We start from the raw sequence: 26308 nt of genomic DNA on the forward strand, positions 1-26308 counted from the left end.
TTTGTATCTTTAAACCTGCTACAAAATAGCAGAACCTTATGCCTGTGCGTACCATTCAAAAGATATGTCTTTTACTGGGGCTTAGTTTTTTTTCCTTTCTGCAAGCCTTTACACAAAGCCTGAACGGCCAGAAGATCATGGTAGGCGCCGATGCTCCCGCATTTGTGGTTTTTAATGATGATATAGTGAATGCCGAGTTTAATACTCCGGAGGGCAGTAAGTTTTATGCGCTTAAAGGCCGCAGCGATAAATCCATGTCCATTACCTATAAAGCGGACGGTAAGGAAATTCCGGATAATATTGGCCTTACCATACAGGAAGGCAAGCGCAGCCATTACCTCATCATCAGCTTTAATAAGAATTATGACATTAATAAGGACCCTTCCCTATGGTATGATTTTGCCAATTTAAAGGAATTAAAGAAAATAGCGGACAGGCAGAAAGCCAGTAATAAAGAAGAACTGGCCAAACTGGAACAGGAGCAGGAACAGGAAAGGCAGCAACAGGTCAAAGAAAGAGACCAGGAAGCATCAGCATCCCGCAAACAACAGGAAGCTGACGCCGCTAAACGCAAAAAGGAAATAGAGGAGGCCGGTAAAAAAGATATTGCCTTACAGGCAGAGAATGAAAAAAAATTAGCCAAAGCAAGGGAGGAAGAAAAGAAAAAAGACGACGAACGTAAAAAAGCCGAAGCTGCCGCCAAAGCACAGGAGGAAGAACGCAGGAAGATTGAAGCCCTGCTGAAACAGGAGGAAGAGGCCAATAAACTGGCATTGGATAAAACTAAAAAACAGGCCGAGGAGGAACGTAAGAAAGCCGAAGCTGCCGCCAAAGCCCGCGATGAAGAAGATAAACGTATTGCCGCCGCTGCAGCAAAGAAAAAGGAGGAGGAAGAAAAAGCCCGCCAGGCTGCCCTGGTAAAAGAACAGGAAGAGGAGAAGAAACTGGCCGAAGCTGCCGCCAAACGCAAACAGGAGGAAGACCGGAAACTGGAAGAACAACTGGCTAAACTGAAAGAAGAAGACCGGAAGAAGGCAGAAGCGGCCGCTAAAAAGAAAAGGGAGGAAGAGGAGAAGAAAGAAGCCGCCCTGGCACAGGCCCGTATGGATGCAGCCAAAAAGAAAGAGGAAGAGGACCGGAAGAAAAAAGCACAGGAAGAGGCCATTGCCAAAGCTGCCGCCAAAAAACGTGAAGAAGAACGTTTGAAAGCGGAGGAAGCAGAGAACAAACGCATTGCAGCCGAAAAGAAAAAAGCCGATGACCTGGCAAAGGCCGAGGCCAAACGGAAAGAGGACGAACGCAAACTGGCAGAGGCTGTTGCCAAAGCCAAAGCAGAGGAAGAGCGTAAGAAAAAAGAACATGAGGAGGCCCTGGCCTTGTTGAAAAAGATAGAGGAAGAAAAGGAAAAAGCGAAAAGAGAGAAAGCCTATTCCCGTGCCGGTTTATGGGAACGTTACGGCAGCAAGGGCATTAATGTATTTGATCCGCCTAAAATGCAGATGGATTACCTGAATGCGGATTGTTATTTAATAGCCGATACGATTAAGAATTATAAATATGCCATGGATCTCATCGCCAAACCGGCCACCCTGAACGTAACATCAGAGAAAACGGTAAACGGCGGCGTATCGCTTGTACTGGAGAATATTTCCTTTAACGAGGCCAATGTGTACTTTAAAATAAAAGTAAGTAACAAGAGTAAGGACGACTTTTTAATGGGCGCCACCATGGTATACTGGTATAATGAAGACGGCTCGCCGAAAAAAATATTAAAACTGAGCTACCTCACCTACCTGCAAATGATGCCGATAGTACCTCCCGGACAGGAGCAGCATATTGTACTGGTTATCCGCAATGCCAGCATTCAGGATAATGAACTGGTGAACATTAATATAAGCGAACGCCGCCCCGAGAAAGAGAAACTGGATATTGTACTGGATGGAAAAGTATACAATAAGGAACAGTTTAAAAATGCCAAACCCATAGTAGTAGAGACCATCGAGAGTGTAAAAGATAACACCACCGAAGCCACCGAAAAAACGAAAAAGAAAAAGGGGAGAAAGAAAAAAGATTAACCATGCCAGTATTGACTAAAAAAGGTATTACTACATCGCTTCCGGTTTTATTGCTGTTTTTATTACTGGCAGGCAGCCGGGCAGCAGCCCAGCACAGTGTATTTTTTTGCGGCGAACGTATACCGCTGGAAAAAAGTTTTGTGGCGGATAAACTGATGAATGTTATCCGCAAACAGGTACCGCTGGTAAATATGAAATCATTACGTGCCCGTACCGAAACCTATTTCCCCATTGTAGTAAAATACCTGAAGCTGTTTAATATACCCGAAGACCTGAAGTACCTGCCCATTGTGGAGAGTGCTTTTATGGCTTCGGTACGTTCGCATGCCGGCGCACATGGCTTTTGGCAGATCATGCCTGCTACTGCGGCACAGTATGGAATGATCATGAATGATGTGGTAGATGAGCGGGAAGATATTTTTAAAGCCAGTGAAGTGGGTTGTAAGCTGTTGCGGTTTCATTATGATTTTTATAAGAAACGTTACCAGGTAGGCTCCTGGGTACTGGCAGCAGCGGCTTATAATAATGGTATCGGTAATATTGATAAAGCTATCAAACGCCAGGGCACCGATTACTTTTCGATGAACCTGAACCCTGAAACGGCGGCTTATGTATACAAGATCATTGCGGTTAAGGAATTGTTTGAATACCCGGAGATCTATATAAAGAATTTCGGCTATAATGTTTTTGCAACGGATAAGCCGGTAAAAGTAAAACCCGGTGGAGATGAGAACGATGCGGCTTTCAGTAAAATACAGCTGGATGTAAGTGAAACCGAAGCCAAATCACTGGAAGTGGTTAAGCCGGCTAAATATGTGCCCGCAAAAATTATAGGATCTTACAAAAAGTTTAAAGATGGCAACCTGGTTAAGATAGAACTGGAGCAGGATATGACCACTCCATTAGGCTTTTCCAAAAAAGGTTACACCTTCAGCGTTCCCGGCTGGATCATTGACGACCGTGTTTTTGTAGACCTTGGTTACGGACACGAGCTTACCCTTTGCGATATGGGATTGCAAAAAGGCATTGCCTTAAGTGAATTAAAGGGTAAAAAACCAGGTGTAATGTTACGCAATACGGGATATAGCGACTAGCCTGTTAAAAAGGTTTACCTGTCGGTAAAACGGCCCGTTTTCTTTAAATATCTAACTGTTATATACACCAGCACCAGGCCGCCAAGGCTGATAGCCAGGGCTTCCATGCGGTCATCGCGGTCATCTAACTGCGGGTAGTTCAGTAATAATAATAAAGCTATACCACATAGCCAGATGAACTGGGTGGTATGCTCCCTTAAGATCCAGCGTTTCCAGTTAAAATGCATGCCCGAGAAAGTTTTTTTCAAGCCTGATAGTTTGGGTATCCAGCGGTTTACATTTCTGCAGTACTCATCATAACCGGGACCAAATTTTGAACGTAAAAAATTTTCTTCTGCCAGTACAATGGCCTGGTAAATGAAAAGAAAGATCGGCATCATAACCGCCACATAAATAAGCGAGTTGGCCAGGATACCTACACCCAGTAACATTAAAATATTACCTACATATAAAGGGTTACGGCAGTGGCTGAAAATGCCTTCGGTCACCAGGCCGTCAGCATAGGGTTTACCTTCTTTGCCTCCGCGTACGATATAAGCCAGCCCGATGGTAGCGCCGCGTATGGCCTGGCCAAGACAGGTGATCACTAATCCTAAAACAATAGGCCATATATAAAAATCGGAGCCTAATAATTTACCTGAAAAAAGCGGGGGTGATGGCACAAATAAAACAGCGTAAAAAAGAATGAAGATGATATTACGATACTTAAAAAAGAAGTTCCCGATGCTGACCATAAAAGATATTGATTTATTTAACTGCTATAATGCCGGTAAAATTGTACCATTTAAAAAACACTTCCGTGTGCGAAAACCCTACATCTTTCAGGAGGGCAATGTTTTCGGAAAGTTTGTAAGGAATTAATACATTTTCCAGTGCTTCGCGTTTTTGTGATATTTCCAGGTCGCTGTAGTTATTGCGACGTTTGTAATTGTAATAGTATTCTATAAAATCGCGGTTGAAGCGGCTTTCCTCGGCCAGTATTTTTTCAACCAGTATTAGTACTCCGCCCGGGTTTAAGCCGACTACTATTCTTTTTAATAATTGTTCGCGGTGTATGGGGCGTACAAATTGCAGGGTTAAACAAAGTACTACTACCGAGGCGTTGCTGATGCTGAAATCCTTACCAAGATCGGCGCATTGCAGTTCATATTCCCGATCAAATCCAAGCTCCTTCAGCTTGGCATCGCATTTATTCAACATCTCCTGCGAATCATCAATACCAACAAACTTTACATCCTTTGTCACCATGGGGTCCATGCTGATCAGCGTGCTGCCGGTAGAGCATCCCAAGTCATAAACCGCTGTACCTTTTACGGCATGTGAGCCGGCGAGTTCGGCGATCATCCGCTGCATTTCGAGGTAGTAAGGCACCGAACGGCTTACCATATCATCAAACACCTGTGCTACCTGTGCGCCAAATTTAAAGTCGCTGGACTTTTCTATTTTCTCGCTAAAAACTACATCTTTGTTTTCCGACATAGAGACTTATTAAGTTTTCCCGGTATTTAAAATCTAAAATTAAAGGTTTATAATATATAGTATGAAAAAAATATACCATCTGGCACACTGCACCACCTGCCAGGCAATTATTAAAGACACAGGCATTACCAACAAAAATTTTGCCATGCAGGATATACGTACTGAAAGGATCACCCCGGCCCAGCTGGAGGAGATGAAGAACCTGGCCGGAAGCTATGAAGCCCTGTTCAGCCGGCGGGCCTTAAAGTACAAGGAGATGGGGTTGAAGGACAAACAGCTTAAGGAGGAGGATTACAAAAAATTAATATTGGAGGAGGACACTTTTTTGAAAAGACCGGTGGTAATTATTAACAAACAAATATTCGTTGGTAGTGAAAAGAAGAATGTTGCGGCGTTGAAGGAAGCGGTTAAATAATAACTAAACCTGGTTAAAATCATAATCAGAAAAGTTTTTACCCTTTATCGTTGTATGTTTTTTCTTAGCGTATTTAATAACCGTTGAGACAGGCGCAGGTCTTCAGTTATGATACTTGCGGTTGCAGTAAGGCCATTCCTGTAAGCAATTTTTCTGTTATGATTGGTAACCAAACCCTCAGGCAAAGATATAGTAGCTAAAAAACCGCTATCGCTCGGTATATTATTAATATGTACGACCTTTCCTTTAACTGTTCCATATTCTTCAGAAGGGTAAGCAGCAAACCTCAGCATTACCTCCTGTCCCGTATCAACTTTTCCAAAGTTATATTGCGGAATAATTGCTTCTGTATAGTAACCACTAGCCCCAGGATTTACATAACATATTAACTGCGAGGCATTTACTGTTTGATTCTCCTGAAAAAAGCCGGCCAAAGTAATGGTGCCGTCTTCCGGAGATATTAACAGGTATTTTCTTTTCCACTCTATCAGTTGGTTTTTAAGCGAGTTTAGTGCCTGTATAAATAATACCTGTTGTTGTTGAATCTGGTTTTGCAGTTCCAGTATTTCTTTGTTTTTTTCATGTTCCTGATTTTCATTAGCAATCACCGCATTATTAATTTGCGGGATGCTCATTTTTTTAGATAACAGCTTACTCTTCTCGTTCCTGTAATCCATGGAGGAGATCACTTTCTGCTGCAATAGTTTTTCGTTGGCCATAAATGTAGTATCCGAAAGTTTTATGTCCTGCTCAAGTAATTCCTTTTGTCCCAGTAGTTCCGTTCTCAACCGTTGCAAAAAAATAATATCCTTATACAGCATAGCCATTTTTGTTTCAAAAAAACCGTTGGTGAGATAGTTGCTGAAGCTTTGTTGTGCCTGTATATAGGTTTGAAAAGCCGGCTGCAAATCACCGAGCGCATTATAAACAGATGCTCTTATAAAATAATTACTGACAGCCACAGCAGGTTGACGATTGACGGAAAAGGCCAGGCTATCCAATTCTGTTTCCAGGTCTATAACCTGCTGGTGAGAACCGGTACTTTCAATAAACCCAATTACCTGGTTTTTCTTTACCGCGTCTCCACTTTTAACAAACAGCCGGGTTAATTTACCTTGCATATTAGTTACTATCTCTTTCGGCGCATTGATTGAGTTTAATCTTGCGGTAGCATTAACAATATCCGGGTAACGGATAAACCATGTCGTTCCCGATAAAAGGAGAGCCAATAACAACAAAATGGTGATTCCCCAGCGTACCAGGAACCCCGGATTACTGTTGATTAATTCCGTAGCCTGCTTGCTCCTCATTAATTTTATATCTTCTCCCTTATCAAACTCGTTTTCCATGTTTGATTATTTATAACTTAATTTCCGAGTTCTAATTGGTTTTTAACAAGCTCGTAATACTTTCCCTTAAGCGCTGTTAACGTTTCATGTGTGCCCTCTTCAATAATTGCTCCATTGTCTAATACAACAATTTTATCTGCATTTTTTACAGTACTAAGTCTGTGCGCTACAACAATCACTGTTTTATGATCCAAAAACGATTTCATATTCTCAACAATACTTTTTTCATTATTTGCATCCAGAGCATTTGTTGCTTCATCTAAGAAAATATATTTTGGATTTTTGTATACCGCCCTGGCTATTAATAATCTTTGTTTTTGTCCCGCACTGATCCCATTCCCTTCTGCTCCGATCTTTGTATTAAACCTCAAGGGGAGGCTTCGGATATATGACAGTATATTGGCCACTTTACAGGCATACAAGAGCTTTTGAACATCAGGCTGTTCATCGCTCACTGCAATATTACCGGCAATTGTATCGCTGAATATAAACCCGTCCTGCATAACACTGCCACAGGTTTTCCGCCAATATTCCGGGCTAATATCTTTGAAATTAATTGCCTGCCTGCCATAATCTGAGTTTTGTTCAATGACAATTTCCCCTGTGTATGTGTCGTAAAACTTCAACAATAGCTTTATCAGTGTTGTTTTGCCACTGCCGCTCGCCCCAACAATAGCCGTTGTTTTTCCTTCCGGGATAAGAAGGTTTATATTCCGCAATACAGGTTCATTGCCAGCTCCGGGGTAAGTGAAGGAAATATTTTTAAATGTAATATAGCTGTCAGTAAATGGAGAAGGTTTATCGTCAAGCGTTAATGCAGTTATCTGGCCCGGCTTTTCCTCCTCTTCCATTTCATGAATTTCATTTAACCGGTCCAATGAAATATTGGCATCCTGTGCAGTTTGCACAAAGCTAATTAATTGTTCGACCGGGCTGTTTAATTGCCCTATTATATATTGTACAGCCAGCATAGTACCTAAAGTTAATTCCCCTTTTACCACAAGTCCTGCCACAATAAAAGTGATAAGGATATTTTTACCTTCATTTATAAATAGTGCTCCCGCTTGCTGATATTGATTTAATGATAAGCTTTTAAAGGAAAGTTTAAATAATTTTGTTTGTGCATTTTCCCATTCCCAGCGACGAAGCTGGGTGGCCGTTTGCAGTTTAATTTCCTGCATACCCAGTACCAGCTGCATGGTTAGCGTATTTTCTTTTGCAGCAATATCAAAGCGTTCGTAATCCAGTTTTTTTCTGAATTTCAAAAACAATTTTATCCAAAGGAAATACAATAAACTACCCGCAAAAAACACCATGAAAATGGTACTGTTATAATAGAGCAGGATAAAGGAAAATATAACAAGATTGAACAAAGAGAAAACAGTGTTTAACGCCGTGCCGGTTAAAAAACTTTCTATCCTCCGGTGATCACCCAATCTTTGTAGAGTATCGCCGGTATGTTGCGCGTCAAAATAGGATATAGGGAGGCGCATTAACTTTATCCAGAAATCGGAAAGGATGGATAAGTTAATACGAACGCTGATATGCAGTAAGATCCGGCTGCGTATAAACTCGGTCAGCATACGGCCGCTAAACAGCATTAACTGGGCAATGAGTATAATGGTAATATATCCCAGGTCGCGGGTTTGAATACCGACATCTACAATACTTTGGGTAAGAAAAGGAAAAAGGAGTTGTAATAATAAACCTAATAAAAGAGCCAGTATCAGCTGTACAAAAAAGCGTTTGTATTGTAATACGTAATTAAATAAAAAGCTCCAGCTACGTTTGGTGCTAATTTTTTGACCGGTATTTTCTTCATAAAAATCGGGGGTAGGTTCCAATAACAGAGCAATACCTGTAGCTTCACCGGTCACCTCATCTACTGCACTAAGCCATTTTGCTTTAAACTCGTTAGGGGTATAAGTAATCAACCCTTTGGCGGGATCAGCAACAAATATTTTATTTTTAGATACTTTGTAAAATACAATAAAATGGTTTTGTTGCCAGTGCAAGATAGCAGGTCTATCAACTTTGTTTACCAGTTGTTCAAATGTTATAGCAACACCATTTGCTTTAAATCCTATTTTTTCTGCTGCATTGGCAATACCCAATAAAGAAACGCCTTCTTTATTAAATTGTGTAAGCTGGCGCAGTTTAACCATATCCGCATCTTTTCCATAGTAGTGAAAAATCATGCGTAAACAGGTCGGCCCGCAGTCCATTTTACTACTTTGCCTGTAACAAAAAAAGCTATTCAAACTTATTAATAGTTTTATTGAGAATGAAGAAAGTCAAACCCAGTTTTTCTCAAAAAAGACACGCTAATTCTATATATTGTTAAAACACTATTCAACTAGTTTTTTAATTGTCTCTTGTAGTTTTTCATAATCATCGTTGTCGCCAGATTGGGTATTATGATATATAATTTCGCTATCTTTGCTTAATAAAAAGTATTGTGGAACAAACTGAACGTTATAAAGCATCTGTAAATTATAATCTTTAACGTATGGCTCAAGATTACAAGTATTAATCCAAGGCAGTTTATACCTTTGCAAAGATTTTTTCCAGGTAACCTCCATAGGGTCAAGTGAAACATATACTATCTCAAGCACATCCTTATATCTTGTATAAAGAGATTTTATCATCGGAAATGATTGTATGCAAGGTTTGCATCCAGAATCCCAAAAAGATAATAAAACATATTTTTGTTTTATCAAATCCGTAAGACGATATTGATGCAACAAGCTATCTGTAAAGGAAAAAGCAGGAGCGAATTGTCCGATAGCGACTCTTTTTCTTTTTAGCAGTTCAGTTTCGATATGTAGTCCGATTTTAGTATTTCTTAACTCTTCACTAAAACTATAGTACATATTAAGAAGGCTGTCTACTGACGACCGTATTCTACCTATAGGGCTGCTGATTATTTCTTTATTAAAGATGAAAAGATTGATATACGTATTAAAATCTTTTTTTACAAATGATATCATTGTATTTATCCATTCGTCATTAATTAGTTTATATACACCATTTATTGAGTCAGCAATCACTTCCTTTTTGTAATTATTAAGGCGTCGAAACTCTAAAATTTTAAGCTTTTTGGAATTTTCAATTGTTTTTAGTTTTTCATATTCACGGTTTTCATTTACAAAAGGAATGTTATGATAGGAAAGTTCATATTTCCCAGTCTTTTTGTTAAGGGAGATATCAATTTTCATTTTTCCTGGTTTAATAAAAAAATACCATGAGCCGATATTAGTTTGAGAATCTTCAAGTACTAAACATACATATGCAAAATTTTCACTTATTTTTCCTGTAAGTTTATACCAGCCATTCCTAGTTGCAACGTCAATATCATCGATCGCAGAATCCTGTGTAAGCAATGATATAGTCGCTGTCTTTAGTGAAACTGAACCTGATAATTCAAAAGACTGTTGTGCCATTAGTCTTGTGAAAAAAAAGGATAGAAAAATACTCAATAGTAATATTTTCATAATAAAATCAAAAATAGTCAATAAATACTTAGAGGCATTTGAGTTAGACTGCAGTTTTTATACCCACAAAACGACCATGTTAATCAATAGCATCCGCAACAATATTTTCTTCAATAATTAAAGTTCATATAATATTTCTTTGGTGTTACTAACATTAATGATATAATGTTATAGCTTAAAAGTATCGGTTGGAGTCAGTTGTTCTCTTCTCAATAAAATTCTTTTAAGTTATTAATGGGTAGTTAAAAAAAGATATTTGATATATGGCTATATATTACCATACAAAAAAATATCCTTTTTTCTATAAAAACCAAAAATGGTAAAGAAAATACCTTTACCATTTAATTATTCTAAGCGGCATAACAGTTTCCATCACCCAGATAGTGACCACAACAACACTCTTCCAAATACTCAGGACCAACATATTCTACATGACAGTAATATTTTATACCTTCTGCCTCATAACAAAGTGATCTAGTGTGATCACAAACTGTTCCTACCGGCGGAACCCCTCCACCCGGACGTTGACCGCCAGAAGTGTTTTTAAGTTCTTCCCTTGATAATTTTTTCATAATAAAATAAATTTAAATTATTAACCTGTAACAGCTGCGGCTACAGTTATTGTTGATAAAATTGTCGGCGCAGCTAAAACTATTTTACAAAGTTTTACCGACAAAAAGTTATTATTTGATTTGGGTATAAGTCCGTTTTGTAATACTCAATAATTCTGGCAATAATATTATTAATTCATCTACAGTATACTGTTTAGGCATTTGTCGGCCATTTATGAATATCGTTGGAGTGAAAGAGATGTTTACGGCATTTGACCATTGTTCATGTTTTAAAAGTAACTCATCATTTTCAAATTTATCTTCACAAATATATTTTTCAATCCATATCTTTTCCTCAATCATTCTATCAAACCAATCATTTAATATATCTTTATCATTAAACCTTTTTTGCTTATGTGCTTGGAGTAACATTCTTACGGCATTAGTCGCTGGATTATCGCTGTTTGAATGAACAGCAAACCTAACACTCATGTTTATATCGTCAGGATATCTATCTATTAAAGCATCTAATTTCCTGTGTGCCTTCGCACAGGGTCCGCAATAAGGGTTACAAATAATTAGTATTTTTATTGATGCAGAAAGATTACCAATAAGTATTTCATCCTCCCAGGTAGTACAGTCTGCCTCGGCATTTTGTTCCAAAAGGCCGGTAAAAACTTTAGTATCCGTTTTCCATCGGCGTAGTTCTATACTTAGTCTTTTATTTTGGTTACAGCTTTCCAACATCTTTTTTATGGGTTGTATGACTAGCAATACAATAACCATAAAGACAAATAGATAAATTGCTAAAGAACTTTGAAAAATTGTAATTGTATTTAATTGAGCAAATAAACCTGAGAAAGATATAGCAGCTTGTAATATTAATACTGCCACTATTCCCATACATAGCGCACACCACTGCCTTAGGACAATTTTCTGGATATAAATACTCCACCCACTAACAGCAATTCCAATCAGGCTCACAAAATATACACTATAAAAAATATCAAAATTACTTAGATATGCTGCCAGCATCAATAATACCCATTGTGTAACAAACCACCCCAGCCCAGCAACAGACGGAGTTATATTCCATATCCCTTTTGCCTGGGGAGATTTCATTACATTATCACAACTACCCGCACTGCCTAGACTATTACAAACTTGTTTTACTATTTGATTTTGATAGCCTAATTCTGTCTTAAATGTTAGCCAGCTAATAACTATCCCGCCTAGGCTAAGTAGGCAAAATATTGCATAATTCAATACCGGCATCCTGTATGTAGAATAGCTCGTTAGAACAATAAATAATAATAAAACAATACTTTCTCTATATTGGTCATAGTTAATATTATTAACTATATTCTTCCAATTTTCTTTTTTTTCCGGGAAAAGTACAATGCCGGACCAATTCAAAAGCAAATCAGTATGGCGATACCATTCTTCTGTTTTACTCACTATGGTCAAATAAGCATTACCATCTGGTTCTTTAACATGTGCTAATAGGGGATATTGCATCTCGTTAAAATTTTCTCGGTCTGCTGTAACTGCCTGATAAGAAAAGTCGTAACTATCCAAAAAATCTGCCACACTAACAATTGCAGGGTAATCCGGATGTGTAGTTATTTCCCGTTCAACAAAACTTTTGTCGATTCTAAGACCTAATGTCTTTAGCCATTTCCAGGTAATATAACTTAGTTCTTTTGGCCTAGTTTCTTTCACAACGGTTAATTATAATGGGTAATGTGCAGTATTGACTCCCAAGAAGATTTAAATTCAGTGACTATATTTAAATGTTAAAAGTTCTCAATTGCAATCCTTATAAGTGTAGTCAATATGTTAGACTAAAGTTTTATAATATTTCCATAATCGCAAAATATTCAAGGTTGTACTTTACAACCAATCTAAAAATTTAGCAGTTTATTGTATTACTTCATTATTTTAATCGATCGCGTTAAAAGTTAGTGGGGTTATATTAAAAATTTTGAGTTCTGTTAGTTTGCCTTTAACCCTGTATGATTCTATGTTATGAGTGAAATATTATATTAAGAATTATCAGTATATACAAATGAGGAAAACACCACAAAAATTGAGAAAATTAACAATTTTGTATTAAAAGGATTATGTATGTTGTGTGACATTACACCATTTTTAACCAACAGCTAATCATTTATGGAATTTTCTGGCGCCGATTTGCAAAACCTGCGGCTCATTAAGAAATTAACACAGGAAGGAGTGGCCGCTAAGCTTGGTTTTACACAACAATATTATTCCAAACTGGAGAAGAAGGAAAGAATAGACACCGCTATTATTGAAAAAATATTGCTTTGCCTGAATGCTACCAAAGAAGATTTACATGTTTTAAAACAACTTGGAGGTTGACTAAAATAATATAAACAAAGGCCCGGTCAAAGTTGACCGGGCCTTTGTTTATTTCAAAAAACTAAAACACTTATTTGGCAAATACTTTTTTAAGCAGGTCCGATGCCTGGCCCATAGGGTTAGCCCGGATGTTAGCTTCCTCTTTGGCTACCTGGTCAAATAAAGCATCCACGGTTTTACCTACCACAAAGGAGGTAAGATCCGGATTAACTTTTTTAAGGGTAGTAGGCAGCTTATTATAGGTATTAACTATATCGCTGTAGTATTTAGTGGCATTGGTATTATCCAATGATGTTTTTACGGATGGCGCAAATGCTGCTATGAGTTTTGTATTGGTTTTGCTTTTAAAGAACTCGGTTATGGTATTGCCTTTACCTGTTACCAGTTTTAAGGCATCCGTTACCGTAATTTCCTTGATAGCATCTATAAAGATAGGTTTGGCAAAACCCACCGCTTCTTCCGCACCACGGTTGATGGCCAGAATCGCTTTATCCACTTCACCCCCCAGGCCTATAGAACGTAATGTTTTTTCTATTTTTTGCGCATCTTGCGGTAAAAACATTTTGTATACATTACTGCCAAAGAAGCCATCGGTTTTATTCAGGTTCAATACCGCATTTACCACACCCTGGGTCAGCGCCTCCTTTACCCCCTGCCCCGCTTCGGCTTCGGTAACGCCGGTGCCCGATGCGGATGATTTGTTGTTTAAAATTTTAGGAATTTTGATCTGCGCCTGTAATGTAGTGGCGCTTACAAATAAAAGAAGAAAGGCTGCTGCTAAGTAATTTTTTTTCATCGCTTTTTTGTTGGGTTGGATTACAGTTCACATTACATCATCTGTATAAATATTATGTAGTGATCTGTTTTGTTTTTTGTTTTTAACAGGTTTACCGATTGTATTACAAGATACTCATTATCATTTGCACCTGCAAGCCCCAGGCCTATACCGGTATAACAACCGGCCGGTGCAACAGTTATTTGACGCTTTTTACCAGGCGAATGTTTGCTGCGCACCCTTAAACAGGCCGATAATAATATTTCTTTAACATTTGCACGATAATTATAACCTTCTGCCGGTGCAACTGTACTGGTACATAAAGTGATACAGCTGAAGGGCTGCCGGATGAAAGCGGTAGCTGGCTGTGCAGGGCCTGCGGCCGGGCAGCCACTACAAGCGTACAGCCGGGTATGCAGCCGATAGCAGCACTGTTGCTGACAGCCCCTGTTCTGTTCTATTTATTTAGGCATAACCGGCATCCGCGATTTAAGCGGCTGCGAAGTAATGGCGTTTAAAAAAGCCACAATATCGTTGCGCTCCTGGGTAGTAAGGTTCAGCTTTTTTAACAGCGGGTCCGTTTTCGGGTACATGGGATCGGCCTCCTCGCCTTCCCTGGGTTTGGGCTGGGGCATGCCTGCATTGTACATGTTGAGTATACCATCAATATTATCAAACAGGCCATTGTGCATCCAGGGCCGGGTGCGGATCACATCACGCAGGGAAGGCGTGCGGAATTTGCCCACATCTTCCGGTTTTTTGGTAAAGTTATAACGCCCGAGATCCTCGTATTTACGTTTGTAGTAAGTAAGTCCGATATTATGAAACTGATCATCCGTCAATAAGGGTCCGTTATGACAGTTCATACAACGGGCCTTGGTCCTGAACAGGTGCAGGCCGCGCAAGGCATCGTTGCTTAATGCACTTTTATTACCTTTTAAAAAATCATCGAAGTCGGCTTTACGGCTCACAATGGTACGCTGAAAAACAGCCAGGGCCTCGGTTAAACGATCCGGTGTAATATCCGGGCTGCCAAAAGCAGAGTCGAACATAGGCTTGTATTCGGCAATACGCCTGAGTTTGGTCATCACATCATGCATATCGCTATGCATTTCAATTTCGCTGTTGATGGGCGAAAAGGCCTGGTCTTCGAGGCTATGACTGCGGCCATCCCAGAAAAGGGAGGAGTAGTACCACACGTTCAGTAAGGTAGGTGAGTTTCTTTTATTCTCCTGCTGGTCATGGCCTACAGAACGTTCGCGGCCATCGGTCCAGGAGAGGTCGGGCACATGACAGCTGGCACAGGATATCTGGTTGCTGCCGCTTAAACGGGCGTCGAAGAATAAGGTATTCCCCAGGGCTATCAGGTGCTTTAAGGAATCAAAGTAGGGCTTCAACGGGCTTTCGGGTACAATGCCCAACTCTTTCCATACAATTCCTGAATCGATATGGGGTGCAGGCCATTGTTCCTTAGGCAGGGAATATAAAAAGCGCAGGGTATCCTCGTATGTACCCGCAGGTATCTGTATGGCAGCAGGTTGCGTTTGCTTGTTTTTGGCAGCAATGCTACAGGCGGCAATAGTGATAACAACAATAAAAAGGATACCCCATTTTTTCATGGCCGCAAAATTACACCTAAAAATTAATGTAATGACCAGTAATAAGGCCTAATTACCGTTTTAACTATTTGGACGCGTGCAGTATAATATAATCCCGCTCCACCGTATTGGGTGCGCCGGGGGAAATAAGCTCCTCATGCTGAAACTGCGGCGTAATGTTTACAAATCCCGCTTGGGTCAACAGGCCGGTAGCCTGCTGTAAAGTGTATAGTGTAAAGCCGTATTGCACAAAGGGCAGTTTTTCCATAAAAGCCGCATCGGCAAAACAGAGACAAAATTTACCGCCCGGCTGCAGCACCCGGTAAATTTCGCTGGCATAAGCCAGTGGCTGCTCCCAGAAGTAGAGGGTGTTTACTGTAAATATTTTAGCAAAACTGTTATCCCTGTAAGGCAGGCTTAAGCCATCGGTTACGGCAAAGTTTACGGTACCGGCATCTATATAGGCTTTATTAATATTCGTTGCCAGCGTAACCATGGTAGGAGAAATGTCCACACCCGTATATTGCACCTCACCAGTAGCCATGATTTGTTTTACATGTGCGCCATTGCCAAAGCCCAGCTCCAGGATAGTATCATGTGATTGTAAGGCCAGGACTTTGATGGTTTCGCTGATCATACCACCGTTGTTCTGCTCCATACGTGCCGCTGTGGCCAGCCCGTCCTCATTCTCCGGTTTACGTAACTGCGCTGCTACCTGTTTCCAATCTATATCCTGCATAATAAAAAGTTTATCATCAATAATAGCTGTAAAGGTAACAGCTAACCTGAGTTACAACTGTTACAGTTGTGTAAAGTTATAACAGCCGAAATAGTTGTGCAACACAATTGTTTATCTTTACCACCGTAACGATAAATTTTTGCCAATGATAAACAAGGTTGTACACTCTGTAGACGAAGCCATTAAAGATATACAAAGCGGCATGACACTGGCCGTTGGCGGTTTTGGCCTTTGCGGCATTCCTGAAAATTTAATTGCAGCATTAGTAAGGTCGGACATTAACAATATTACCTGCATCAGCAATAATGCCGGTGTGGATGATTTTGGCCTTGGCCTGTTATTACAGCAACGAAAGATCAGAAAGATGATCGCCTCCTATGTAGGGGAGAATGCCGAGTTTGAACGCCAGATGTTAAGCGGTGAACTGGAAGTGGAGCTGATACCACAGGGTACCCTTGCCACCCGTTGTATGGCGGCAGGTTATGGTATGCCTGCTATTTTTACCCCCGCCGGTGTGGGCACCGAAGTAGCCGAAGGTAAAGAGAGCCGCAGGTTTACTTTTCACGGGGTAGAGAAAGAGTATTTAATGGAAAGAGCTTTTGAGGTAGACTTTGCGCTGGTAAAAGCCTGGAAAGGTGATACCATGGGTAACCTGGTATACCGTGCAACGGCATTGAACTTTAACCATGTGATGGCCATGGCCGGTAAAATAACCATTGCCGAAGTGGAAGAGCTGGTAGAACCAGGTGAGCTGGACCCTAACTTTATACATACACCCGGTATTTATGTAAGCCGTATCATACAGGGCAACCATTACGAAAAACGTATTGAACAAAGAACGGTAAGGTCCGCCACTTCAGCCTAACAGCTTACTTATAACAGCTTACTTATAACCTATTACTTATAACCTATTACTTAAAACCTATAACTTACATAGTTATGTTAGATAAAAACGGTATTGCCAAACGTATTGCACAGGAAGTGAAAGATGGCTATTATGTGAATTTAGGTATTGGTATTCCTACCCTGGTAGCCAATTATATACCCGATAATATTAACGTGGTATTGCAAAGTGAGAACGGCTTATTAGGCATGGGACCATTTCCCGTAGAAGGCGAAGAAGATGCGGATTATATTAATGCCGGTAAACAGACCATTACCACCTTACCCGGCTCGGCGTTTTTTGATTCGGCCCTGAGCTTTGGTATGATACGGGCACGCAAGGTAAACCTGACCATCCTGGGCGCCATGGAAGTATCGGAGAACGGTGATATTGCCAACTGGAAGATACCCGGTAAGATGGTAAAAGGCATGGGCGGCGCAATGGACCTGGTAGCCAGTGCCGAGAATATTATTGTGGCCATGCAGCATGTAAACAAAGCTGGTGAATCAAAATTATTACCAGCCTGCACCCTGCCGCTAACAGGTATCCGTTGTGTAAAGAAAGTAGTAACCGAATTAGGCGTGTTTGATATTTTGCCTGAAGGTGGTTTTAAGCTGGTGGAATGTGCCCCGGGGGTAACGGTGGAGCATATTCAGCAATCGACGAAAGGGAAACTGGTGGTTTGAGAGAATTTATGATTTGCGATTTAAGATTTAAGATTTTTGTAGCCGGCTGCATCACTTTTATCATCACCTGTTGTGTCACTCACTGCATCGTCCGGTAATTCTATTGGGCATTGTGCAAGCGTTTTTTGTTTGCAACAAACGTACTATTACCGTCGGATCGTGAGACGGGAACCGGGGCAGAGGATCTTAGATCTGAGATCTCAGCTCTAAGATTCGGGAGACAAAAACCCTGGCGACTCATTACCAAATTTCCAAATCACCTCATTATCTAATCACCTAATTCTCTCTCAGTTTTAATTGTACTACATTTTCAATATGCAGTGTATGCGGGAACATATCCACGGGTTGTATGCGGGTAACCGCGTATAAGGCATCCAGCTTTGCCAGGTCGCGGGCCTGGGTGGCCGGGTTACAGCTTACGTATACTACCGTTGGGGCACGCATTTCTAAAATTTTATCGATCAGTTTTTCGTGCATGCCGGCACGGGGCGGGTCGGTAATGATCACATCGGGACGGCCATGTTGCGCAAAGAACTCATCATTACATACATCAATCACATCACCGGCATAAAAAGCAGTATCAGTTAAGCCGTTAATGGTAGCGTTTTCTTTGGCATCTTCAATAGCTGCAGCGATCATTTCTACACCGATGATCTTTTTGGCCTTTTCACTTAAGAAAATGCCGATGCTGCCGGTACCGCAATACAGGTCGTACACCGTTTCGTTGCCGGTTAGTTCGGCAAAGTCGCGGGTGATCTGGTATAATCTTTCGCCCTGCGCTGTATTGGTCTGGAAGAAGGACTTAGGCCCTACTTTGAATTTAAAGTGTTCCAGGGTTTCTATCACATAACCCGGACCATGAAATACCACCGGCTCCAGGTCGTGCAGGCTGTCGTTCATCTTGGTGTTGATGGTATACAGTAAAGTGGTTATCTGCGGAAACAGGTCTTTGATATGTTGCAGTAAAGGCAGTATTTTTTTAGGTGCATTTTCACCAAATACAATATTGATCATTAACTGGCCGCTGCGGCATAAACGCACCTGCATGGTACGTAAAAAGCCATGATGTTGTTTAATATCGTAAAAGCTATAACCTTTTTGCTGTGCATAGGCTTTCACGGCTTTACGTATCAAATTGGTTGGTTCTTCCTGCAAGTAACAGGTATCAATATCCACCACTTTATCAAACAGGCCACGGGCATGAAAGCCGGCAAATTCGCCTTCCACGGTGGCGGTTTCATCATTTAATTCAGCAGCCGTTAAATAACGTTTGTTGCCGAATGTATATTCAATTTTATTGCGGTAGTATTTTGTTTCATTGGCACCGGCAATAGGTGCAATAGGCGGCAGGGCCACTTTGCCTATACGCGTTAAATGATCCGTAACCTGCTGTTGTTTAAATACCAGTTGTTTTGCATAAGGCAGCATCTGCCACTGGCAACCGCCGCAAACGCCAAAGTGTGAGCAGAAGGGGGTAACCCTGTCGGGTGAATAGCTGTGATAATGTATCGGACGGCCTTCGGCCCAGTCCTTTTTGTTCTTTCCCAAACGTATGTCCACCACATCACCGGGTACTGCCTGTTCAATAAAAATAACCTTGCCATCTACGCGGGCCAGTGATTTTCCCTCCGCCGCATAGTTTTCCACCAATACCTGCTGCAACACTACGTTTTTCTTTTTCCTTGCCATTTTGCAAAAGTAAAGCATGAAAGGTTCAAAAGGTTCAAGAAGTTCAAACTGTTTAAGGTTTAAAGTTTTTGATGAATTAAGAATTATGAATGTTGAATTATGAATTAAGAATAATAACATCCCCCGTTCTTGGGTTTCAGCATTGGGCTTTCAGCCTTAAGCTTTTAACTTTATGCTTTTGAAGAGTTATGAATGATGAATTATGAATGAGCGCCTTGCCTTCATTTTGCATTCGCATTGGGTTTTCAGCCTTAAACTTTCTGCTTTCTGCATGGTTGAGTTATGAATGATTAATGGTGTGTACCAGGGGTATAAAATCCTAAATCCGTAAATCATAAATAAAAAATCAGCCATCCTGGATTACCTTCACCGCGTATGACAACCATAGGATTGATATCGGATACACACGGGTATATGGATGATAATATCCTGCAGCAATTAAGTGCCTGTGATGAAATATGGCATGCCGGCGATTTTGGCAACCTGGATGTGATTAAACAATTGCAGCAGCTGAAGCCCTTGCGGGGTGTGTATGGCAATATTGACGGGCAGGAGATCAGGGCTCTTTTCCCGGAACAACTGGTATTTAATTGCGAAGCAGTGAAAGTGATGATAAGGCATATCGGTGGCTACCCGCCTAAGTATAACCCGGCTACCAAACCTGAAATTAAATTACACAAACCACAATTGTTTATCAGCGGGCACTCACATATACTGAAAGTAATGTACGATGATGCACTGCAGTGTTTACATATGAACCCAGGTGCCGTAGGCAAACAGGGCTGGCATAAAGTACGCACCTTGTTGAAGTTTGTGATCGATGGACCACAGATAAAAGATTGCGTGGTAATTGAACTGGGTAGCCGGTAATTACAATTCCTTTATCATCCAGATATTACAGGCCGTATGCCCGGAGCTACCCATGGCCGCCGGCAGATCCCTGAAGCCCAGTTTATGATACATACTGACAGCGGTAGCAAATTCCGGCATGCTTTCCAGGTACAAATGAGTATAGCCCAGCTCTTTGGCCGATTGAAAACACTTACCGATGAGTGCTTTACCAATGCCCCGGCCCCTGCTTTGTGCCGACAGGTATATTTTTACCAGCTCGGCATGACCGGGAGGAAGATCCTCCGTAGGGTATACACCGGCACAGCCAACAATCGTATTGTTCAGCACAGCTACCCACAGTATGGCCTCCGGCTGATCAAATAATTCATATAATTTATCGGTAGTAGGATCGCTGTACACCGTATTTTGTCTGGGAGCATCATGCTCTTCAAATACTGTACGTATCAAACCGGCCAGGGCCTTGTTATCGCCCGGCTGCACTTCTCTTATTGCTAAAATATCCGTATCCATTGTTGTTGTTTAAATATAACCACGACAGTTTTTTGCACCGCATTTACAGGGCAATGTGCCTTCGTGGTGGGTTTCGCCATAATCACAACTCAGCTCTTCATTCTTGCGGATATTCCGCAAGGCATAAAACTCTACCCTGTTGCTTAATACCCGCATATAAGTATTGGGATCGCAGGAGTGATTGATAAAACGCATATCGTTGGGATTGGCCGATGCATTCAACGCATATTTATCATTCAGCTCCACCATGTTTATCACCTTGATATCTTTTACCAGCTGCATGGCTTCTTTCATAGTGATGATCACGCCCCCAAGATCGCCTATTTTTTTACGCGCCGGTATAGCCTGCAAAGCATAAGCCCCTTTGCCGGAAATATTACTCTTAGCCACTTTTACAGGATAAATAATTTTATATGGCGGTGTTACAATAGCTTTTTGTTTTGCTCTGCTTGTCATGCGCTTGGTTTAATCAATTTCGTTTTCTTCTGTTTCTATGGTATGTAAAGCTACGGCCAGGTTATTGGTCTTTACAAAATTACACCAGTGACAATCCTCTTTACCGCAGCCGGTATAAAAATCACGTTGCTGTATTTTATGCCAGGTCTCGGTTATTTGTTTGGTTACTTCGGTAATATCGTCAGGACTTATTACCACTTTTTCCCTGCGATAGTTTTTCTTTTTATCGGGCTCAATAAAATCAAACTCGGTGCTCACTACCTTCCAGTCTTTAGCCTCGTAATTATCCACCAGTATTTTATAAAACACCGCCTGACGCCAGTAATCGCCGCCCTTAGGAAGTTTATCGGAAGGGCCTTTCAATTTGGGCAGGGCCTTATCCGGATCACCGGTCTTATAATCCACCACGTTAACCGATTTACCGTCAAATTCCAGTTTATCCAGTTTGCCCTTTAAAGGCACATTGTTCACCACTACTTTACTGATGCTTCTTTCCGTGGTCACAATTTTATTAAAATCGTTGATATATTTATCGTAATAGTTACTCAGTACTTCATGCCCATACTCCCTGCGCCGGTCATACTGTTCTTTGGTAAAACTTTCGCGGTGCCGTTTCATATGCCATTCAAAATCGCTGATAAAGGTTGCCTTATCGGGGAACCGCTGGTAACTGTCATCCTGCATTTTACGGAACAGTTGTTCCAGTGCATGGTGTATGGCCGATCCGAATTCGGTGGCTTCATTACGCGGCGAGGGAATACGGATGAGGTTTTTAAAATAAAATTCCAGCGGACAGTTCAGGTAATTATTCAGGGCCGTTACATTCATCACAAATTTGTCCAGTAAACGGTCTATTACATCCGCTTCCATCTTATCAATTTCCGGTGCTTTATTTTCTTCAAACTGGAGGATGGCAAATTCATCCTGTACGGCTTTATCCAGTATCACTTTTTCAACCGGTAATACATGTTGTTCCAGTATCTCGGCTATAAACATGGAAGGCTCCATCTCTTTACCATCGCTGCGGAATTTGCTGTAAGAAATATGCAGGTGCTGTTCGGCACGGGTAAGGGCTACATAAAATAAACGGCGCAACTCTTCCGTATCATTGCCTGTAACCGTTGATTCGAACATGGTATCCGGCATTTTATAACCGCCGCCGGGCTTACGTTTCTTTTCCCAGAAACCGGAGTTGGTACCGGTTACAAATACATGTTCAAACTCCAGGCCTTTGGAGCCGTGGGCCGTCATCAGGTTCACGCCTTTATCACTGCCGCTTACCTGTACCAGGGGCAGGGAGATGCCTTCTTTCTCCATTAAGGATATCAGCTGTATAAAGCCTCTTAACGTGAGTTTAGGATTACGTCTTGTTTCCTCCTTTATAAAGTTAAACAGGCCTGTTAATATTTGTAAGAGCCAGTGTTTATCGGGGCTTTGCATGATCAGGCTTAATACGCCGGCTTCGCGTATCACTTTTTCAAACAGGTGCTGCAGCGTAACATTGGGCACTGCGGCGATCAATGCTTCAATAGCGGCTCCAGCTTTCGCAAGGCCCTGTGGTAAACTTGGCGTAAATAAGTCTTTGCCCGGTGTGGCGGCCTTCTCTATCAATGCCCGGCGGATACTGTATTTTTCATTGCCATACCGCGTGGTGGCTACTTCAATACTCAGCTTGGCAATTTCTATGGCCGGTATATTGAACCAGTTAAAATGTAATATTTCAAATAACATTTCATCGCCGCCATAGGAGGTATCATGTTCCGCTTCCAGGTATTTTAAAAACAGGAGCAGTTGTTGTGCCAGGGGTACATCAAACAGGTTAAGGTGTCTTTTACTGTACACCGGCACCTGTAATTGTTGCAGGTATTTGGCGATCTCCTCACCGTATTTATTCTCCTTATAAATAATGCCGATACGCCCCGGGATTACCTGTTGGGTGTTAATCAGGGCTTCAACCTGTTTGGCAATACCCATCATCTCCTGCTGCTGGCTCAGGTACTCGGTGATAACAGGCGGATGCTGGAGCCCGTTGATGTTGGTATTGGCAGCAATAAGTTCTTTACTCAGGTTACCCATTGATTTTACCAGGCGTTCCTCGTTTTTATCAATCAGGGTCTTGGATACATCCAGTATGGGCTGGGTAGAACGGTAATTATTGGTAAGTATCACTCTTTCCAGGCTATCGCTGTAGCTGTTGGCAAAGTGTAACATATTCTCCACGTTAGCGCCCTGGAAACGGTAGATGCTCTGGTCATCATCACCCACCACAAATACATTGGGCTGGTCCCAGTAGTTGATCAATAGTTCTACCAGCCTGTTCTGGGTACCGCTGGTATCCTGGTATTCATCTACCAGTATGTATTGAAAACGCTCCTGGTAGTTCATCAATAAATTAGGGTTTTCTTCAAAAGCTTTGATCACCCAGTTGATCATATCATCAAAATCGTAGCGGTTGCGGTTACGCATTAATAACTGAAAACGATCAAACTCATTAACAGCGGCCCGCAGCTTATTCATTTTCTCCTGCTCTTCATCAATCTTGTTTTGCTTCAGGTCACCGGCATTAAACTCTTTGAATTTTCTTTTGTATACAAACTCATCACGGTTAGGCAGGTCGGCCAGGTAGGCATCAATCTTTTCGTTGATAAAGGCCGGTGTCCAGCCCTCTCTTTTCATATTGCTGAACAACGATTGCAGGTTTTGTACTTCATAGTACACATCACCGCGGTAACGTTTTAAAGGGTTTGTTTTGTCAAAGCTGTCGATCAGTTCCTTGAACAGCTCCACTTTTTCCAGGTCGGAAATGGGGTCCATGCTTGTTTTTTCGAACAGGGAAAGATTTTCCTGTATCACATCGTTACAAAAAGCATGGAAGGTGTAAATATTTACTTTATAGGCATCGGGGCCAATAAACTGTTGTAATCTTTTGCGCATGGCCACCACACCGGCATCGGTATAGGTAAGGCAAAGAATATTATCGGGCATGGCATCGGTATCCAGCAATATTTTACCAATGCGGCTGGCTAATATCTGGGTTTTACCGGTGCCCGGTCCGGCTATTACCATCACGGGGCCTTCAATGGTATCCACTGCATGTTGCTGCTGCGGGTTCAGTTTTTCATAAGCTGCTTTAAACTGCTGCAACAAAAGCTCTTTATTCATGTGGCTAAGGTAGTAAGGATTGCGGAAACAAAGTCCCGGCCCCTTTGTTAGGTCCGGAAAAAGTAATGAAGTATATCAACGGACTGATAAGCTCCATTACCAAATTTCCAAATTAACTCATTACCAAATTATTTCACGCCTGCCCGCTTTTTCAGCTCCTCCACCGGCATAATGATCATTCGTCCTACACGCTCGCCATTGCGGTAACTGATCACGCGGAAGCTTTGCGCATCTTTGGGCACCAGTAAGGGTTCTTTATAAGCGGGGTAATATTTATCGGGTAAAGAATTATCAAAACTATAGTGGAAGCTTAATCCCTCAATCTCGGGAATTAAAGTTACCACAACACTTGCTGAATCTTTTTTAGCCACTTTAAACTCGGGATCGTAGATGGCAGGACTGTATTTGGTTTCAGCGGCATCCAGGCGTTCAAAATGTTTCTCCACTCTTTTCACAAAGCCGTTAAAATCTTTTTTGCCTTTGGGCGACCATAGTATTTCGGCCACGGCAAAAGCCCGGGGCCAGATCATGTATTGTACCTGGCGCAGGTTATAGATCTGTTCGGTCCATAAATTACCCTGGCCACCTAAAATCAAATTAGCATCTACTCCATCGGGAACAGGGTCAAACTGGTAGGTCTTTTTTAAGCGCAGGGATGCATATACCGGCGCTTCAATAATGGGATCGCCCTGCATATAATCGAGGTAAACAAAATCAGTAGGGGTCATTACCACTTTATGGCCCTGTTTGGCTGCTTCAATGCCACCTTTCATCCCCTGCCAGCTCATTACGGCTGCATTGGGTGGCAGGCCACCCTGTAATATCTCGTCCCAGCCGATCATTTTTTTGCCTTTGGATTCAATGATCTGCTCCACGCGTTTTACAAAATAGCTTTGTACTTCGTCTAAATTCTTCAGTCCCTTTTCCTGCATCAGTTGTTTGATCTGTTCGCTTTTTTCCCAGAAATTACGGGCCGTTTCATCGCCACCCATATGAATGTATTCGGAGGGGAAGAGTGCCGCTACTTCACCAAAAACTTTATCTAAAAAGGTATATACTTTTTCATTGGCAGGGCAAAGCGTATTGTCCAGTGTACCATAAAAATGCTGACCGCCACCGGGCCAGATCATGAATTTTTCGCCGGAGTTTACTTTGTAATTGCCGGGGGTGCAACTTAACTCAGGATAAGCCGCCACTGCCGCCAGGCTATGGCCGGGCACATCAATTTCGGGAACGATGGTTACAAATCGTTGCGCAGCATATTGAACGATCTCCTTAATATCTTCCTGGGTATAAAAGCCGCCGTAGTTGCGGGGTTCATCGGCTGTGGGATCGGAGAAGGTACCGAAGCGGCCCGTTTTTTTCACGTTCCAGGCTCCTATGGAAGTGAGTTTGGGATAACTTTTAATTTCAATGCGCCAGCCCTGGTCATCGGTTAAATGCCAGTGCAGGGTGTTGAATTTATATTTCACCATATCATCAATAAACCGTTTTACTTCCTCCTTGGTAAAAAAGTGGCGGGATACATCCAGCATCAGGCCACGCCATTGAAAACGGGGATGGTCTTTAATGCTAACAAGGGGTAATTGCCAGTCTTGTACTTTGGGCCTTGCCTGCATAAAACTTTTATCAAATAACTGGTAGAGGGTCTGCAGACCATAAAAAATACCGGAAGCTTCATTTGCTTTTATAACTACTCCTGTGGCCGTTATATCCAGGCTATACCCGTCTTTTTTGATGGTATTATCAGTAACAATAGCTAAAAAAACTTTAGCAGTGGCGGGCTGACTTTTACTCAGTATAATATTTGTTTTTACCGCATTGGCCGCTAATCTTTCCTGTAACTGGCTGGCCATGCCGGCAATTGAGGCATCATTATAAGCCACTTTTGCAGAAACTGTAAGCGTTAGCCAGCCTTTTTTCTCAGTAACCGAGGCTGGTTGCGGAATAAGCTGTTGCACCATAGTTTGTTGGCAAAAAGCTGTTACTACTGTTAATAGCAATACAAAAAGGGTCGTTGTTTTTTTCATACAAGCGTTGTTTTCAAATGGTTTACAAGATAGCAAAGTATATAGTATGAAGTATCCGCATAAGAGGTTGAATTGCCCGGATAATAAAA

22 protein-coding genes are annotated in these 26308 nt (G+C 41.5%); 7 read left to right on the forward strand and 15 right to left on the reverse strand.

Annotation, left to right across the window (positions count from 1 at the left end):
• Nucleotides 1-38: 38 nt before the first annotated feature.
• Together ACFS6H_RS08870 and ACFS6H_RS08875 are read left to right on the forward strand one after the other, a co-directional pair.
• Nucleotides 39-2075, forward strand: a complete 2037-nt coding sequence (locus tag ACFS6H_RS08870) for a hypothetical protein (RefSeq protein ID WP_386097420.1) — start codon at nt 39-41, stop codon at nt 2073-2075.
• 2 nt (nt 2076-2077) lie between these two features.
• Nucleotides 2078-3169, forward strand: a complete 1092-nt coding sequence (locus ACFS6H_RS08875; protein WP_386097422.1) for a lytic transglycosylase domain-containing protein — start codon at nt 2078-2080, stop codon at nt 3167-3169.
• Nucleotides 3170-3183: 14 nt separating this feature from the next.
• Here ACFS6H_RS08875 and ACFS6H_RS08880 read toward each other — a convergent pair whose 3' ends face one another.
• Entirely contained in the window at nt 3184-3903 is a 720-nt protein-coding gene (locus ACFS6H_RS08880; RefSeq protein ID WP_386097424.1) for a methyltransferase family protein, read from the reverse strand.
• 13 nt (nt 3904-3916) lie between these two features.
• A complete protein-coding gene (cmoA, locus tag ACFS6H_RS08885) occupies nt 3917-4648 on the reverse strand; it encodes a carboxy-S-adenosyl-L-methionine synthase CmoA (RefSeq protein WP_386097426.1) in 732 nt (243 codons plus the stop codon).
• A 61-nt stretch (nt 4649-4709) separates the two neighbouring features.
• Here cmoA and ACFS6H_RS08890 point away from each other — a divergent pair, with 61 nt between their 5' ends.
• Entirely contained in the window at nt 4710-5063 is a 354-nt protein-coding gene (locus ACFS6H_RS08890; protein ID WP_386097428.1) for an arsenate reductase family protein, read from the forward strand.
• A 44-nt stretch (nt 5064-5107) separates the two neighbouring features.
• Here ACFS6H_RS08890 and ACFS6H_RS08895 read toward each other — a convergent pair whose 3' ends face one another.
• The 5 genes from ACFS6H_RS08895 to ACFS6H_RS08915 all read right to left on the reverse strand — a co-directional run bounded on the left by ACFS6H_RS08895 (nt 5108) and on the right by ACFS6H_RS08915 (nt 12179).
• Entirely contained in the window at nt 5108-6412 is a 1305-nt protein-coding gene (locus ACFS6H_RS08895; protein WP_386097430.1) for a hypothetical protein, read from the reverse strand.
• A 17-nt stretch (nt 6413-6429) separates the two neighbouring features.
• A complete protein-coding gene (locus tag ACFS6H_RS08900) occupies nt 6430-8673 on the reverse strand; it encodes a peptidase domain-containing ABC transporter (RefSeq protein WP_386097432.1) in 2244 nt (747 codons plus the stop codon).
• Nucleotides 8674-8760: 87 nt separating this feature from the next.
• Nucleotides 8761-9906, reverse strand: a complete 1146-nt coding sequence (locus ACFS6H_RS08905) for a TlpA family protein disulfide reductase (protein WP_386097434.1) — start codon at nt 9904-9906, stop codon at nt 8761-8763.
• 350 nt (nt 9907-10256) lie between these two features.
• Nucleotides 10257-10478, reverse strand: coding sequence for a hypothetical protein (locus ACFS6H_RS08910; RefSeq protein ID WP_386097436.1), 222 nt, complete (start codon nt 10476-10478; stop codon nt 10257-10259).
• Between the two features lie 111 nt (nt 10479-10589).
• The gene (locus tag ACFS6H_RS08915; RefSeq protein WP_386097438.1) at nt 10590-12179 is read right to left on the reverse strand and encodes a vitamin K epoxide reductase family protein; all 1590 of its coding nucleotides are present in this window, start codon (nt 12177-12179) and stop codon (nt 10590-10592) included.
• 450 nt (nt 12180-12629) lie between these two features.
• On the opposite strand from ACFS6H_RS08915, the gene ACFS6H_RS08920 reads away from it, so the two are divergent.
• Entirely contained in the window at nt 12630-12839 is a 210-nt protein-coding gene (locus tag ACFS6H_RS08920) for a helix-turn-helix domain-containing protein (protein ID WP_386097440.1), read from the forward strand.
• Between the two features lie 70 nt (nt 12840-12909).
• Here ACFS6H_RS08920 and ACFS6H_RS08925 read toward each other — a convergent pair whose 3' ends face one another.
• The 3 genes from ACFS6H_RS08925 to ACFS6H_RS08935 form a co-directional block, all read right to left on the reverse strand.
• Nucleotides 12910-13635 (reverse strand): DUF4197 domain-containing protein, encoded by a 726-nt coding sequence (locus ACFS6H_RS08925; protein ID WP_386097442.1) that lies wholly within the window; start codon nt 13633-13635, stop codon nt 12910-12912.
• A gap of 440 nt (nt 13636-14075) precedes the next feature.
• The gene (locus ACFS6H_RS08930; RefSeq protein WP_386097444.1) at nt 14076-15233 is read right to left on the reverse strand and encodes a cytochrome-c peroxidase; all 1158 of its coding nucleotides are present in this window, start codon (nt 15231-15233) and stop codon (nt 14076-14078) included.
• Nucleotides 15234-15297: 64 nt separating this feature from the next.
• A complete protein-coding gene (locus ACFS6H_RS08935) occupies nt 15298-15951 on the reverse strand; it encodes a class I SAM-dependent methyltransferase (RefSeq protein WP_386097446.1) in 654 nt (217 codons plus the stop codon).
• A 145-nt stretch (nt 15952-16096) separates the two neighbouring features.
• Here ACFS6H_RS08935 and ACFS6H_RS08940 point away from each other — a divergent pair, with 145 nt between their 5' ends.
• Together ACFS6H_RS08940 and ACFS6H_RS08945 are read left to right on the forward strand one after the other, a co-directional pair.
• On the forward strand, nt 16097-16816 hold the full coding sequence (locus tag ACFS6H_RS08940) for a CoA transferase subunit A (protein WP_386097448.1): 720 nt from the start codon (nt 16097-16099) through the stop codon (nt 16814-16816).
• Nucleotides 16817-16890: 74 nt separating this feature from the next.
• A complete protein-coding gene (locus ACFS6H_RS08945) occupies nt 16891-17520 on the forward strand; it encodes a 3-oxoacid CoA-transferase subunit B (RefSeq protein WP_386097450.1) in 630 nt (209 codons plus the stop codon).
• Between the two features lie 276 nt (nt 17521-17796).
• Here ACFS6H_RS08945 and rlmD read toward each other — a convergent pair whose 3' ends face one another.
• Complete coding sequence (gene rlmD, locus ACFS6H_RS08950) at nt 17797-19209, reverse strand: 23S rRNA (uracil(1939)-C(5))-methyltransferase RlmD (RefSeq protein ID WP_386097452.1); 1413 nt, start codon at nt 19207-19209, stop codon at nt 17797-17799.
• 375 nt (nt 19210-19584) lie between these two features.
• Between rlmD and ACFS6H_RS08955 the strand changes: the two genes are divergently transcribed.
• A complete protein-coding gene (locus ACFS6H_RS08955; protein ID WP_386097454.1) occupies nt 19585-20079 on the forward strand; it encodes a metallophosphoesterase family protein in 495 nt (164 codons plus the stop codon).
• Here the strand turns inward: ACFS6H_RS08955 and ACFS6H_RS08960 are convergent, their stop codons facing one another.
• The 4 genes from ACFS6H_RS08960 to ACFS6H_RS08975 all read right to left on the reverse strand — a co-directional run bounded on the left by ACFS6H_RS08960 (nt 20080) and on the right by ACFS6H_RS08975 (nt 26219).
• Nucleotides 20080-20571 (reverse strand): GNAT family N-acetyltransferase, encoded by a 492-nt coding sequence (locus tag ACFS6H_RS08960; RefSeq protein ID WP_386097456.1) that lies wholly within the window; start codon nt 20569-20571, stop codon nt 20080-20082.
• A 9-nt stretch (nt 20572-20580) separates the two neighbouring features.
• Entirely contained in the window at nt 20581-21027 is a 447-nt protein-coding gene (locus ACFS6H_RS08965) for an SET domain-containing protein (protein ID WP_386097458.1), read from the reverse strand.
• A gap of 9 nt (nt 21028-21036) precedes the next feature.
• Nucleotides 21037-24189, reverse strand: coding sequence for an ATP-dependent helicase (locus ACFS6H_RS08970; RefSeq protein WP_386097460.1), 3153 nt, complete (start codon nt 24187-24189; stop codon nt 21037-21039).
• Between the two features lie 128 nt (nt 24190-24317).
• Nucleotides 24318-26219 (reverse strand): beta-N-acetylhexosaminidase, encoded by a 1902-nt coding sequence (locus ACFS6H_RS08975; protein WP_386097462.1) that lies wholly within the window; start codon nt 26217-26219, stop codon nt 24318-24320.
• Nucleotides 26220-26308: the final 89 nt, after the last annotated feature.

Source organism: Terrimonas rubra, assembly GCF_042686025.1.
Taxonomy (GTDB): Bacteria; Bacteroidota; Bacteroidia; order Chitinophagales; family Chitinophagaceae; genus Terrimonas; species Terrimonas rubra.

Coding starts and splice junctions, on each gene's coding strand:
- ACFS6H_RS08870 (WP_386097420.1), top strand. CDS start 39: ATGCCTGTGCGTACCATTCAAAAGATATGTCTTTTACTGGGGCTTAGT.
- ACFS6H_RS08875 (WP_386097422.1), top strand. CDS start 2,078: ATGCCAGTATTGACTAAAAAAGGTATTACTACATCGCTTCCGGTTTTA.
- ACFS6H_RS08880 (WP_386097424.1), bottom strand. CDS start 3,903: ATGGTCAGCATCGGGAACTTCTTTTTTAAGTATCGTAATATCATCTTC.
- cmoA (WP_386097426.1), bottom strand. CDS start 4,648: ATGTCGGAAAACAAAGATGTAGTTTTTAGCGAGAAAATAGAAAAGTCC.
- ACFS6H_RS08890 (WP_386097428.1), top strand. CDS start 4,710: ATGAAAAAAATATACCATCTGGCACACTGCACCACCTGCCAGGCAATT.
- ACFS6H_RS08895 (WP_386097430.1), bottom strand. CDS start 6,412: ATGGAAAACGAGTTTGATAAGGGAGAAGATATAAAATTAATGAGGAGC.
- ACFS6H_RS08905 (WP_386097434.1), bottom strand. CDS start 9,906: ATGAAAATATTACTATTGAGTATTTTTCTATCCTTTTTTTTCACAAGA.
- ACFS6H_RS08910 (WP_386097436.1), bottom strand. CDS start 10,478: ATGAAAAAATTATCAAGGGAAGAACTTAAAAACACTTCTGGCGGTCAA.
- ACFS6H_RS08920 (WP_386097440.1), top strand. CDS start 12,630: ATGGAATTTTCTGGCGCCGATTTGCAAAACCTGCGGCTCATTAAGAAA.
- ACFS6H_RS08925 (WP_386097442.1), bottom strand. CDS start 13,635: ATGAAAAAAAATTACTTAGCAGCAGCCTTTCTTCTTTTATTTGTAAGC.
- ACFS6H_RS08930 (WP_386097444.1), bottom strand. CDS start 15,233: ATGAAAAAATGGGGTATCCTTTTTATTGTTGTTATCACTATTGCCGCC.
- ACFS6H_RS08935 (WP_386097446.1), bottom strand. CDS start 15,951: ATGCAGGATATAGATTGGAAACAGGTAGCAGCGCAGTTACGTAAACCG.
- ACFS6H_RS08940 (WP_386097448.1), top strand. CDS start 16,097: ATGATAAACAAGGTTGTACACTCTGTAGACGAAGCCATTAAAGATATA.
- ACFS6H_RS08945 (WP_386097450.1), top strand. CDS start 16,891: ATGTTAGATAAAAACGGTATTGCCAAACGTATTGCACAGGAAGTGAAA.
- rlmD (WP_386097452.1), bottom strand. CDS start 19,209: ATGGCAAGGAAAAAGAAAAACGTAGTGTTGCAGCAGGTATTGGTGGAA.
- ACFS6H_RS08955 (WP_386097454.1), top strand. CDS start 19,585: ATGACAACCATAGGATTGATATCGGATACACACGGGTATATGGATGAT.
- ACFS6H_RS08960 (WP_386097456.1), bottom strand. CDS start 20,571: ATGGATACGGATATTTTAGCAATAAGAGAAGTGCAGCCGGGCGATAAC.
- ACFS6H_RS08965 (WP_386097458.1), bottom strand. CDS start 21,027: ATGACAAGCAGAGCAAAACAAAAAGCTATTGTAACACCGCCATATAAA.
- ACFS6H_RS08970 (WP_386097460.1), bottom strand. CDS start 24,189: ATGAATAAAGAGCTTTTGTTGCAGCAGTTTAAAGCAGCTTATGAAAAA.
- ACFS6H_RS08975 (WP_386097462.1), bottom strand. CDS start 26,219: ATGAAAAAAACAACGACCCTTTTTGTATTGCTATTAACAGTAGTAACA.